The 12,685-nt window shown below is 60.2% G+C and carries 11 protein-coding genes; 2 read left to right on the plus strand and 9 right to left on the minus strand.

Features of this window, described 5'->3' with window-relative positions; genetic code table 11:
- Positions 1-143: 143 nt before the first annotated feature.
- The 6 genes from ACIQAL_RS17730 to ACIQAL_RS17755 all read right to left on the minus strand — a co-directional run bounded on the left by ACIQAL_RS17730 (position 144) and on the right by ACIQAL_RS17755 (position 4,870).
- A complete protein-coding gene (locus ACIQAL_RS17730; RefSeq protein WP_401147718.1) occupies positions 144-710 on the minus strand; it encodes a DUF4136 domain-containing protein in 567 nt (188 codons plus the stop codon).
- Positions 711-740: 30 nt separating this feature from the next.
- On the minus strand, positions 741-1,352 hold the full coding sequence (locus ACIQAL_RS17735) for a DUF4136 domain-containing protein (RefSeq protein WP_166598349.1): 612 nt from the start codon (positions 1,350-1,352) through the stop codon (positions 741-743).
- A gap of 20 nt (positions 1,353-1,372) precedes the next feature.
- Positions 1,373-2,122: a methyltransferase gene (locus ACIQAL_RS17740; RefSeq protein ID WP_401147721.1), complete on the minus strand. Its 750-nt coding sequence runs from the start codon at positions 2,120-2,122 to the stop codon at positions 1,373-1,375.
- Positions 2,119-2,424, minus strand: coding sequence for a nucleotide pyrophosphohydrolase (locus tag ACIQAL_RS17745; protein ID WP_341960132.1), 306 nt, complete (start codon positions 2,422-2,424; stop codon positions 2,119-2,121). Before ACIQAL_RS17745 ends, ACIQAL_RS17740 begins: the two co-directional genes overlap by 4 nt.
- Positions 2,425-2,637: 213 nt before the next feature.
- On the minus strand, positions 2,638-3,495 hold the full coding sequence (locus ACIQAL_RS17750; protein ID WP_401147724.1) for a MaoC/PaaZ C-terminal domain-containing protein: 858 nt from the start codon (positions 3,493-3,495) through the stop codon (positions 2,638-2,640).
- Positions 3,496-3,514: 19 nt separating this feature from the next.
- Entirely contained in the window at positions 3,515-4,870 is a 1,356-nt protein-coding gene (locus ACIQAL_RS17755) for a 3-oxoacyl-ACP reductase (RefSeq protein WP_401147727.1), read from the minus strand.
- 104 nt (positions 4,871-4,974) lie between these two features.
- On the opposite strand from ACIQAL_RS17755, the gene ACIQAL_RS17760 reads away from it, so the two are divergent.
- Together ACIQAL_RS17760 and ACIQAL_RS17765 are read left to right on the plus strand one after the other, a co-directional pair.
- The gene (locus ACIQAL_RS17760) at positions 4,975-6,252 is read left to right on the plus strand and encodes an acetyl-CoA C-acetyltransferase (protein ID WP_401147729.1); all 1,278 of its coding nucleotides are present in this window, start codon (positions 4,975-4,977) and stop codon (positions 6,250-6,252) included.
- Between the two features lie 171 nt (positions 6,253-6,423).
- On the plus strand, positions 6,424-7,230 hold the full coding sequence (locus ACIQAL_RS17765) for an AraC family transcriptional regulator (protein WP_401147731.1): 807 nt from the start codon (positions 6,424-6,426) through the stop codon (positions 7,228-7,230).
- 54 nt (positions 7,231-7,284) lie between these two features.
- Here the strand turns inward: ACIQAL_RS17765 and ACIQAL_RS17770 are convergent, their stop codons facing one another.
- The 3 genes from ACIQAL_RS17770 to ACIQAL_RS17780 form a co-directional block, all read right to left on the minus strand.
- Positions 7,285-8,148: a hypothetical protein gene (locus ACIQAL_RS17770; protein ID WP_401147733.1), complete on the minus strand. Its 864-nt coding sequence runs from the start codon at positions 8,146-8,148 to the stop codon at positions 7,285-7,287.
- 40 nt (positions 8,149-8,188) lie between these two features.
- A complete protein-coding gene (locus tag ACIQAL_RS17775) occupies positions 8,189-10,459 on the minus strand; it encodes a hypothetical protein (protein WP_401147735.1) in 2,271 nt (756 codons plus the stop codon).
- 102 nt (positions 10,460-10,561) lie between these two features.
- Positions 10,562-12,565, minus strand: a complete 2,004-nt coding sequence (locus tag ACIQAL_RS17780) for a hypothetical protein (protein WP_401147737.1) — start codon at positions 12,563-12,565, stop codon at positions 10,562-10,564.
- Positions 12,566-12,685: the final 120 nt, after the last annotated feature.

Consider the following 12,685-nt stretch of genomic DNA (forward strand, 5'->3'; position numbering starts at 1 on the left):
CACCCGAGATGCGGGGAGTCTAGTTGCCGGAGGAGCAGTTGCAAGCGGCGAGCTTCGAGCGGCAAGCGGCAAGCTAAAAGCAGTGCGCGTGATGTCAGACACCGCGCACTGCTTGCAGCTTGTAGCTCACAGCTCGTGGCTGTTTACCTTGGTGGGTACTGCTGGAGGATTTTCTGCACGGTCTGACGCAGCGCCAATTCCCGCGCGGCCGGGTTGGCGTTGTTGTCGTTCACCACCTGTTCGGTGCTGCCGCGCCAGACCAGTTTGCCGTCCTTGCCGTCGAGCATGTCGATTTGCAGGGTCGAGACCTTGTAGTCGACGCTGCGCGTCTCACTGCCCATCGGGCCGCCCCAGTAACCGCCCCACGGGTTGCCCCAATAGCCGCCACCGCCGTAGTTCGTAGTGACCAGTTGTTGGCGGTCTTCGACGATCAGCCAGGCTTGCACTTGAACGTCGGCTTTCACGCCCGACGCGGCCATGCGCAGGCCGCGTTGATCGAGTTGTTCACCGACCGACTGCCGAATGCGCTGCTCAGTCAGGTCGCTTTTGATGCGAGGGTCGTTGGGCTGATATTGCAGGCCCGGCTCCTTCCAGGCCCAGGTTCGATACCCGCCGAAATCGCGCTGTGCGTCGAAGTCTCGAGTGACCCGATCGGTCTGGCACGCGGCGAGCAGCAGGGCAACACACACGACAGCGATGCAGCGGAACATGACGTTTCTCCGGAAAGAAAACAGGAAAGATTACGACGGCGGATAAGCGGTCAGCGCGTGCTGCACGGCTTGGCGCAACGCCTTGGCCCGCGCCGACTGATCGCCGCCGCTGCCGGTTTCGGCGCTGGCGCTCCAAACGGGCTGACCGCTGCGACCGTCGAACAGGCTGATGCGCACCACCACGACTTGCTCCTGATAGGTTCGCACGACCGGCACCGTGGCGTAACCGCCATAGCCGTTGCGATACCCGTTGTAATAGCCGCCGCCGTAGTACGGGTCGTAATAATCGTCACGCACCTGACGAATACGGGTTTCCGTGTGGGTGTCGGCCGCGACACGCAAATCAGCGGTCTGCGGATTTTGCGAAGGCCGCAAGCCACGCTGGTCAAGACCGTTGCTCACCGCTTCTGCGACCTGCGCCGACTCCGCCCATTGCGTGCCTGGCGGCAACTGACCGTTGAGCCACGTCCAGTTGCGATAACGCCCGAAATCACGGGGCGCAGCGGGGTAGGCGCTCATGTCGATGGCGTTGGCCGCTTGCGGCGGAGCAGGCGGAATGGCGGCGGAAACGGCCGTGTACGGGTTAGGGCTCTGACACGCGGCCAAAGCCAGGAAGAGGGGCAGCAAAGCGAGGCGTTTCATGATGGTCTCCGCAGGTAGCCTCAAACAGGTCGGCACATCCAGTGCAGATAACGTCCCAGTCCGGCAAAGCTCGGGTGGCGGCGGTGGGCGAGTTCCATTTCCAGCAGGTCGGCCAGTTCGGCTTTCGCCTGGAATTCGACCGGCATGTAATCGTGGAACACCCGAACGCCACTCTGGGTTTCGACTCGCCACAGACTCTCAAGTTGCGCCGCTAATTCGCGCGGATCAAGGGGTTCTTGCGGGGTAAGGCTCTGCTTTTCACCGGCCAGCGTATTTCGACGCATTTTGCGGAAATGGCCCTTGAGCAGATTGCGATAAATCAACGCATCTCGGTTGTAGAACGCCAACGACAGCCAGCCATCGGCTTTGGTGAGTCGGCGCAACACCGGCAGGATGGTGAAGGGTTCGGCAAGCCATTCAAGCACGGCGTGGCAAATCACCAGATCGTACGGCTCGCTCAGTTGCTCGGGCAACGCCTGCCACGGGGCTTGAATGAACGTGCCCGTTTGTCCGGCTTCTGCGAAGCGCTGGCGTGCGCCTTCCAGCATCGGTTCAGCAGGCTCGGCCAAGGTGACGTCATGCCCCTGTTCAGCGAGCCAGAGCGACATGTGGCCCAGCCCGGCGCCGATGTCGAGGACGCGCAGCGGGCGGTCCGGCAGGCTTTCTTTCAGATCCGCTTGCAACACGGCCAAGCGGATCGCGCCCTTGGCGCCGCCGTAAATCTTCTCGGCGAAGCGCGTGGCCAACTGGTCAAAATGACGGTCGCTCATTTGCTGAACCGCCGCTCGCTGTCGGCCAGCTTGGCGCGCACCACTTCGTTCATGTCCAGCCCCAATTCGCTGCACATCAGCAGCAGATAGAGCACGATGTCACCCACTTCCTGACCCGCGTGGGCGAGTTCATCGGCGGGCAGCTGACGCGACTGATCCTCGGTTTTCCACTGAAAAATCTCCACCAGCTCGGCCATTTCCACACTGGCGGCCATGGCGAGATTTTTAGGGCTGTGAAATTGCCGCCAGTCATTGGTATCGCGGATGCGATGCAGGCGTTGGGTGAGTTCGTCGAGGTTCATGGGGCGGGTCTCCTGAAGGTGGGTAGCTTCAGGGGGATGCGGGGCGGAATCAAGTGAAGCCGATGGAATTTCCTGCCTGTCTCAGAACCTCTGTGGGAGCGAATTCATTCGCGATGCGGTGTGTCAGTCAGTGATGAAGCGCCTGAATGGCCCGTTCGCGAATGAATTCGCTCCCACAAGGTATGTAAGTGCTAGCAGTCAACGTCTGCGGAATTACTCCGCCGCAGGCTGCCACGTCCCGATCATGTGCACGATCCCTTCCTTGCCCTCGACCTTCAACTGGCCGTGAGACCCCGCCGCGCTGGCGGACAGCGTCACTTCACTCGGTAGACGAACGGGCTTTTGGAACTCCACCGAAATATCCACATTCGACGCAGGCAGATGATCATCCAGCGCGGCCAGCGTCCGGCTTTTCATCCACAGGCCATGGGCGATGGCGGTGGGAAAGCCGAACAGCTTGGCGCTGCTGTCGCTCAGGTGTATCGGGTTGTAATCGCCACTGACTTTCGCGTATTGCCGACCGATATCGGAGGGGGCGTACCACGTCGCCAGTTCAGTCATCGGCAGCGGTGCCGGTTCGTAGGCACCTTCGATTTCACCTTCGATCTTCGCGCCTTTGCACAGCATGATGCTGTCTTCTTCCCACAACAGCCCCAGCGCGTCCTCGAACTGCGTGATCAGGCTGAACGTCGCGCCTTTTGCGTGAGGCTTGAGGTTAGCGACGCGCACACTGACTTGCGCCTTGATCACACTGCCGAGCGGACGGCGAATGCTGATGCGGTTATGCAAATGCACCAGCCCCAACAGCGGAAACGGGAAGTCCTTGTCGGTCAGCAGCTTCATTTGCAGCGGGAACGCCAGTACGTGGGGATACGTGGGCGGCAACAGGCTGCCGGGGATGAACCCGCAGACCTTGGAGAATGCGCTCACTTTGTCCGGGTCCACCGAGACCCAGCAGCGCAGCCCCTGATCCGGCAACTGCGAGCCGCTGATCTTGCGCCGCAACGCCGCCTGCATGAACAAGCCCGGCAGCGATGGAGGGGTGTCCAGATAGCGCCAATGTGCACTCATCGATTCTCTCCCGTATTCGTTAAGCCCCAATCACGCTTTGCCCGCACACACGCAACACCTGCCCACTGACTGAAGCGCTACCCGGCTGGCCCAGCCATGCCACCGCTTCCGCGACGTCCTGGGGCAAGCCGCCCTGGCCGAGCGAACTCATGCGTCGGCCTGCTTCACGCAGAGCGAAGGGCATGTGCGCGGTCATGCTGGTTTCGATAAAGCCCGGTGCCACGGCGTTGATGCTGATGCCACGTTCTTTCAGCGAAGGCGCCAGCGCACGCGCCAGTCCGATCAGCCCGGCTTTGCTGGTGGTGTAGTTGGTTTGCCCACGATTACCGGCAAGCCCGCTGATCGAGGCCATCAGAATCACGCTGCTGTTGTCGCGCAGGGTGCCTGCATCGAGGAGTGCCTGCGTCAGTAGTTGCGGGGCGTTGAGGTTGACGTTGAGCACCGAATCCCAGAAGTCGGCGGTCATGTTGGCAAGGGTTTTATCGCGAGTGATGCCCGCGTTGTGCACGAGGATGTCGAGTCCGTCGGGCAGGTGTTCGATCAACTGGGCGGGGGCATCCGGTGCGCAGATGTCCAGCACCAGCGATTGACCGCCAAGCCGCGCGGCCAAGGCCTCAAGGTCTGACTTGGCTTGTGGCACATCCAGTAACACAACGTCTGCGCCATCACGGGCCAGGGTTTCCGCGATGGCTGCACCGATGCCGCGAGCAGCGCCGGTCACCAATGCCTTGCGTCCGGCCAGTGGGCGACTCCAGTCCTGCACGTGGGCTGTGGAGGCGCTGAGGCGAATGACTTGGCCGGAGATGAACGCGCTCTTTGGCGACAGGAAAAAACGCAAGGCGCCTTCCAGTTGATCTTCCGCGCCGTCTTCGATTTGCAGCAGTTGAACCGTGCCGCCGTTGCGCATTTCTTTCGCCAGCGACCGGCTGAAACCTTCGATGGCCTGCTGTGTGCTGGCGGCCAATGGGTCGGACTGACCGTCGGGCGTCCGAGCCAGGATCACGATGTGTGCGCTGTTTTCGAGGTGACGCAGCACCGGCTGAAAAAAGTCGCGCAGTTGGGACAGTTGAGCGGTGTGCAGCAACGTACTGGCGTCGAACACGAGCGCTTTGACCTTCGAACCCTGCTCGGGCGTCCACGGGTGCGCGCCGCTGACCTCGCTGGCGAAGCTGAACAACAGATCGGTCATGCGCGGGGCAAACTCGCTGACGCGCTCCGCCAACGGGCCGCCGCTCAACAGCAATGCCCCTTCGACCGGACGCAGACGCCCTGCCTGCCAGCGTTCCAGTCGCGCTGGCGCGGGAAGGCCCACGGCTCCGACCAGTCGGCGACCGATGTCCGAGTTGGCGAAGTCAATGTAGCGATCAGATGCCATGGAACACTCTCCTTGAGTCGGGGTTCAAAGAAGTGGACCACACTAACGGCTAATAAGTCCTACGCTCTTGGGCTGATCAGCTCACACAAGAAAGGGAGATTTCAATGAGTCAGACACGCCGCGTCGCCATCGTCGGAGGCAACCGCATTCCGTTCGCCCGCTCCAATGGCGCGTACGCCACCGCCAGCAACCAGGAGATGCTCACGGCCGCGCTGGAGGGGCTGATCGAGCGCTTCAACCTGCATGGTTTGCGCATGGGCGAAGTGGCGGCGGGTGCGGTGCTCAAGCACTCACGGGATTTCAACCTGACCCGCGAATGTGTGCTGGGCTCGCGACTGTCTCCGCAAACACCCGCGTACGACATACAGCAGGCCTGCGGCACAGGTCTGGAAGCAGCGCTGCTGGTGGCCAACAAGATCGCGCTGGGACAGATCGAGTGCGGCATTGCCGGCGGCGTGGACACAACATCCGACGCGCCGATTGGCGTGAACGAAGACCTGCGTCAGATACTCCTGCAGGTCAATCGCGCCAAAAGCACGGGGGACAAGCTCAAGCTGCTGACGCAGCTGAGGCCGCACAATCTCAAGCCCGAACTGCCGCGCAATGGCGAGCCGCGCACCGGTCTGTCGATGGGGCAGCATTGCGAGCTGATGGCGCAGACCTGGCAGATACCTCGGGAGGCCCAGGATCAACTGGCGTTGGAAAGCCATCAGAAAATGGCGGCTGCCAATGCCTCGGGTTGGCAGGATGATCTGCTGACACCGTTTCGAAACCTGACCCGGGACAACAACCTGCGCGTCGACGCCAGCCTCGAAAAAATGGCATCGCTCAAACCGGCCTACGAGCGCAGCCCTCGTGGCACGTTGACGGCCGGTAACTCAACACCGCTCACCGATGGCGCGTCACTGGTGCTGCTGGCCAGTGAGGAATGGGCCAAAGAACGCGGGCTGCCGGTGTTGGCCTATTGGCGCGATGGTGAGGCGGCAGCGGTGGATTTTGTGCGCGGCGACGAAGGGCTGCTGATGGCGCCCGTGTACGCCGTGCCTCGGCTGCTGGCGCGCAACGGTCTGACCTTGCAGGACTTCGATTACTACGAAATCCACGAAGCGTTCGCGGCGCAGGTGCTGTGCACGCTCAAGGCCTGGGAAGACCCGGAATACTGCAAAAACCGTCTGGGCCTCGATGCGCCGTTGGGCTCCATCGACCGTAGCAAACTCAACGTGAAAGGCAGCTCGCTGGCAGCAGGACACCCCTTCGCCGCGACCGGCGGGCGCATCGTCGCCAACCTCGCGAAACTGCTCAGCGTGGCGGGGCAAGGGCGAGGTCTGATCTCGATTTGTGCAGCGGGCGGGCAGGGCGTAACGGCGATCCTGGAGCGGTGATTCACGCCACCAAAACGCCTGACTGTGGGAGCGAATTCATTCGCGAATAATCGATCGGCCAACTCAGTTGCATCGATCGTTCCGCCATTTCGCGACTGAATTCGCTCTCACAGACGTGGCGCCTGAATCGAGAGGCTTTACACTGCCCGCTTCACGACAGAAGGCGCGCCCATGCCGAGCAAAGGACATTCACCCTCTCGCAGCCCCGACACGCTGCGGCAGATCCCCGCCCTGACCGACCTGCCCCGACCCGTTTACGCACGTGCCGAGAGTCTGAGCGCCGGGTCGTGGACGCCGACCCATCGTCACGACTGGGTGCAGTTTTCCTACGCCATCAGCGGTGTGCTGGGCGTTCACACCGATCAGGGCAGTTTCTTCGCGCCACCGCAGTGGGGCGTTTGGATTCCCGCAGGACTGGGCCATGAAGTGGTCACTTCTACCCGCGCAGAAATGCGCAGCCTGTACGTTCGCACTCAGGATTCCCTATGGGCGCCCGATCGCTGCCGGGTGCTGGAAGTCACACCGCTGGCCCGCGAGCTGATCAAAGCCTTCTGCCTGCTGCCCGCGGATTACCCCGAACGCGACAGCCATGAGTCCCGGCTGGTGCAGGTGCTGCTCGATCAATTGGCGCAACTGCCCGAAGTCGGCTTTTCTCTGCCGTTGCCCCGTCATGCCCGCTTGCTGGCGCTGTGCAATGAACTGGTCGAAGACCCCGGCCAGACCATCACGCTCACCGATTGGGCCGCGCGCCTGAACATGTCGGAGAAGACCCTCATGCGGCTGTTTCAGCGCGAGACCGGTTTGAGTTTCAGAGGGTGGCGACAACGAGCGCGGTTGCTTGCCTCGCTCAATGCATTGGAAGAGGGCGACAGCGTGACCAGCACCGCCCTGAATTGCGGGTATGACTCAACGTCGGCGTTCATCGCGGCGTTCAAGAGCCTGTTTGGCTTCACGCCGGGTGAGCTGTTTCGCGCGTGACATCTGCGCGTATGGTCAACGGCCCCGCTGCCCACTGCGCTTGCATGATCTTGATCACGCCACCGAGCCATAAATCGTCACGCTGGTGTCTGTGGTCGTGCCCCCGTTGGGGATATCGACGCCCTTAGAGTCGGTCACTCGGTCGATGGTGACGGAGGTGATGGGCGGCACGGCCGTGATGGCATATGTCGTCAACGGAAATGCCTGGCGCGTGGCCCCCCCATCGAACGACACTTCCAACACCAGCTTCAGTGAAGAGCCGTCGGTCAGGCCTTTTAGAAAACTTTGCGGGACCTTGGTGCTTTGAACGCCTGTGCTGGTGATCGCAAAGCCCTGCCATGCGGGCAAATCCAGCGCGGTCGAGCCTTCCAGCTTTAGCCAAAGACGTTGTCCGACGGCGATCAAAGGCCATGCCGGCACCGTGACATCGGCGTCGGCCGTCAAGGCGGTCACATCAAGTGTTCCCCCAGAGGCTTGTGTGATCTGCGGGCCCGCGAGCTGGTTTTCCGGGATCGAGGTCACGGTCAGTTTCAAGAAATCGGAAATTGAAGTGCCGGCTGGGCGGACCACCGCGTAGATGACATCGACGGTCTTGCCGATCGCTTTGGCAACGTCCGCGACTGGAACGGCGAACGTCACCTTGCCGAACATGCTGCCGTTCTGCGCTTCGAATGTGTCATTACCGTTGAACGACAGCCCGATGATGTCTGAGACGTTCATCTCGGGGTAGGCAACCTCGACGTGTACGCCAGATGTACCGAGTATGGGATTCAGGGTGCCTGAAGGTGCTTCGGTCACCGTCGGTGCGGGGAAGGTGTTCTGTTGAGTGCTGCCGAACGTGCTCACGCCAGGGGTCTTACACACTGAGGAGAAGGCTGCGGCCAGTTTTTTTTTGTGGTCGTCTGTGATCTTGCTCATGATGTTCATCCTTGTTGAGACATGGATTCGTTTTCGCATTTCAGAGGGTCATGACGAAGTGGTCCCACAGGGTCCAGTCGGCGCTGCTGGAAATTTCCAGGTACCGAATGCGGTTGGTGGGGCTGGTGTAGGTCACGGTCTGGTTGAGTTGCGATGGCAGGATTTTGGTACCCAGTTCTGTTCTAGAGGCGTCCAGGTAGCGAACCGCGGTGGCATTGGAGGCCACGCCGTGGACATTGAAGCTCAGGGTGGTGGAGTCGATGTCGCACTGAAGCTCAATCACCTGACTGCCGTTTTCCCGATAACTGACTTGCAGGACCGGGTTGGTGAAAAGCCCGGTATCGGCTTCGGGTGGGAGGACATAGCGCCCATCGAAACCGGCCACGCCTGTGCCTGATACGAACCGGATCGTCATGTTCCGGGTCTTGATCAATCCCCCCGCGCTGATCAAGTCGGCGTCATGCTCGTCGAAGTCGTCAATGAGCTCGCTTGGCCCAGCGGCCTGTATGAGCAGCGCTTTGCTGGCAGAGGTGCGGGTAGCTCCGTTCAAAACCACCGTGTAGTACACCTGCACCGTTTTGCCGAGGTTGGCATCGACGTACGTCTTCGCCAGATCGAAAGGAATTTCTTTGCCGTTCCAGTTCGATGGCACTACGAACGTGTCTGTGAAAGGCGAATCTGCCGCCCAGACGACGGTGACGGTTTCCCCCGCCTGCATGGGGATGTAATTGACCCGGATGGTGGTGCCGTTAGCCGGTACTTTTGCGGGGTCCAGCAAATCGCCTTCGGAATGATCCACGACCGGAGCGGGCAACTGCGCGCCTGCCTGGCGAATCTGGAAGGTGCTGATGGGAGAAGCGATGACCGGCCCGTCACCCTTGTACAACGTGTAGCTGAGGTCCACCTTGCCATTGACCAAAGGGTCGACGAAGGTTTTGCTCACTGAGCGCGTAATGGGTTTCCCGACAACGCTTCCCGTGACGAGGATGTCGATCGTATGCACCAAAGGTGTTCCGTTGGCCGCGGTGCCGCTCCAGGAGACTTGCAATTGGTCGCCGATGGCAATCATTTCGGAGGCGTCGATATAAACCGTCGCCCCGCTCGCAGGGAGTGCGTCAGGGTCCAGAATGCTGCCAGTCGCCTCGAGTATGCTGGGCGGTGGCAAGTTTTGTACGTCGCCAATTACCTGCACATTGGCCCTTCGGGAATACTTGGAAGGTCCTGTTGCAGGCGTGACTGTATAGCGCATGGTCGCGTAGCCCTTCGCAATCAGTTTCACCTGTGCGTTGGGCACGCTCAGGGCGATGGGCCAGCCAATGTCATTCTCCGTAACTTTGTAGTTGATGAGCACGTCGGGCAGCAAAGTGCCGTCTGCGGTGTGTCCGCTCCAGGCCAGTTGCACCTGGTCGTCGCGCTCCATGAACGGCTGTGGCGTATCAGCCGAGGATTGAACCTGCGCATATTCTGCAGTACCCCCTTTAAGGGTGTAGACAGGAATCTGCACCTGCACGTCGCTGTTGCCCAACAGTTTCAAGTCTATCTTGCCATCGACCACGCCAGTGCCGCTGACTCTGGGAGCCTGCAGAAAACTGTTGCCCACCTCGACGTCGGTGTCGCGCTGACGTGACCATTTTGACCAGTTGTTGACAAGATCCCGGATCTGGTAGCGCACGATCACCTTACCTGCGCTAGCCTCCAGCACCGCCCGCGTGACATCGAACGTAACAGGGTTGCCTACGATGACAGGCGGACGAGGAAGAATGCGCTGTCCTCCCCAGTCAAGCGTGACGTTGTCATGTAAATCCATGTTTTCGTAGGGCGCAATGGTCACCGTCAGACTCTGAGTCGGCTCTTCGATGAGCTCCGGAATACCCTGAATTTCAGGCAAGCGCTCATTGATGTAGGGCGTCCCTGCGTCCGGGTCTGTTCCGCCAGGGATCAGGGTTTTTACTCGCACTAATCGGACAGGCGAGCGATCGGTCGAACCGCCAATGGCTGAGGTGACCTCGTAGGCCACCTCATGTTCACCGTCGCCAAACTGGATGATGTCGGTTGCTTTGACCAGAAAGCTGACCAGACGGGTTTCCATTGCCTTGTCATCGACGAGGGTTGAAAGAAGGCCCTGCCCGTGCCAATAGAGGTCGATGCGGTCCCCCAGCCCTATTTCGTTCCCGATGGGAAGCACCACTTGCACCACGATGCTGGCTTCGGGGTCTTCATACAAATCTGTCCAGTTCAATCCGCCGTTGGCTTCCGTCGAGGGAACCCTTGGGCTGGACAGTGCTAGCGGAGTAATCGTTGAGTTGCCCACAGAACGCTCCTTGTGCCGTGAAGGGTGAATCGTGCTTGTTGACGTGATTGGCGTGGGCCAGAACGGATTCCGGCGCACGCCGGTGGTGATTGCACTGCCGACTTAAGGCACGTAGCTGGAACAGTCAGGATCGTTCGGGCGTTTCACGTCGCAATACGCCGACGCTGCCGTGGATTGCGTCGATCCCTTCGCGTTGGTGAACATCACATATGCTTCCACATGGCCCCTGCTGCAGACCGCAAAGTGATAGGTTGCCGAGACGTTAAAGGTGTAAGTGCCGGCAGACATGTCTGCTGGCGTCAGCGTGTACACCGGTTCATAAGCCGCACCGGGGATCAGCGATCCACCGGTGAGCCTGTCATACCCGCTGAAGAACAACTGCACGGTATCGCCAGCGGCAACGTTGGCGTAGTTGACACGGGTGCGAACCGGGTTATAGCGGCCTCCCGCCGGGCCGATCAGTTGGTCCTGCCCAATCGCGTCGTCTTCATTCAGGACAGTGAACACAGGCATGTCGATGGTCCCGCTGCCGGGTAACTCGTCCGGCCCGACGACCTTGACCAGTGCAAACGGTGCAATGGCACGGTTTCCGTTTGGCGGTGCAACGGTCAAGCGCGTGATGGTGTAGAACACCGGAATATCAATGCCCGACCCCTCTGCCTGGACTGTGGCAGTAGGAACGGTCACGACCAGGTCGATCGCATCGTCGAGGTCTTGCTGCACAATCGTGCGTGTGATGGTCGCCGCGGTCTGGGAGCCCCATGTCACTTCGATTTCGTCGTCCAGTTCGTAGATGTCATCACCGGCGACATCCAGCCAGGAGATGATGACGCGTGCGTCCTGAGCGAAATCCTCCGGTGGAATGACATTGTCTTCTCCCGGCGGTGGCGGGTCTCCGGCGCTGGCGTTTCGTGCGATCAGCGGCTTCAGGTTTTCGTTGATGGGGTTCGTGGGGTCTGGGTCCGGGCCGCCGGGAATTCTCAGATCGACATTGACGGTGTTGATGTCGGACATCCCGACGGAAACCCCATTTCTGAATACTTCGAATGTGACATCGACGGTCCCTTGTTCGGTCTCCGCAATCACCAGACTGTAAGCGAGATCAATCGTAATGAACGGGTCGTTCCCTAAATCGGCAGCGGTCAGCGGGTATTTCGATGAAGTCTGGCTGCCCCAGTGAACCATGATCTCGTCCCCGGCCTGAGCCAGGTCGAATTTGGTAATGCCCACCTTGGTTCCGGAGCGCGCTTCTGCTTCATCCAGCAGATCCGGATCGGCTTGGGGGACGGTGGGTGCTGGAATCACGGACGGTGTGGTATGCAACTGGATGTCGAACACCTGGCTATTTGAACCCGCGAAATTTCCAGATTTGTCCGTCACCTTGTAAAAGAAAGAGGCGGGCCCGTTGCCAGCGGCTTCAAGCTCGGGCTCCAGGTAGCCGAGCCGAATAAACCCTTCGACCGGGTCTGGATCAACCGTCAGTTCTTCCGAATGACAAGGCGTTGTGTTGATCCACAGCTCGATAGTGTCCCCTTTGGCAATGCCTTCATAGTGGGCCAGTTGCACGGGGAGTTGGCCGTCCTGAATGTTGGCATCGACGATCATTTTGCTGACCTCGACTTCTGGCGGGAAGGTCAGCAAGGGCAGTGCGCCACCGCCCGGCGCCTCGGTATCAACGCGCACGGTGTGCCGAAGCGTCCAATCGTTCACCCCTCCTGGAAATGATCTGGCCCTGACCCGGATGATGTATACGCCGTGGACCAGAAGCGCTTTAGGGACATAGAGTTTGAACACGGTAGTGGTATCGGCGGCCTCTGCATCCGTCACGTCGTGCCGGGTGCCGATGAGATTAGTGTCACCAGGATCGTTCGGATCACCCGGGTCAAACGGTTTCCAGGCGATTTGCAGACGCATGTCTTCCTCTACACCGTTCCACCAGGGCAAATTGATTTCCAGGTCATTTGCGAGCGTATTTATGTGCAGTAACCCGTCGTAATCCGGGATAGCTTCCGGAATTGTGAGTGACGGGGCGTCCAGGGCGTTTGCAGTAAATGGATCGATCCTGCAAGCGCCTTGCCTGAGTACACGACTTTGCAAAATGGTCATATGTATCTCCTGCTTCCATTGATTAACTGGCTGACATTCCGTTATCGCGTGAGCCACAACGTTGCGTGAAATGTGTGCTTCCAATACCTCGTGCCGAAACGTGATAGTCCGCACCACTAG

The organism is Pseudomonas sp. NPDC088368, from assembly GCF_044753445.1.
Taxonomy (GTDB): domain Bacteria; phylum Pseudomonadota; class Gammaproteobacteria; order Pseudomonadales; family Pseudomonadaceae; genus Aquipseudomonas; species Aquipseudomonas bambusae.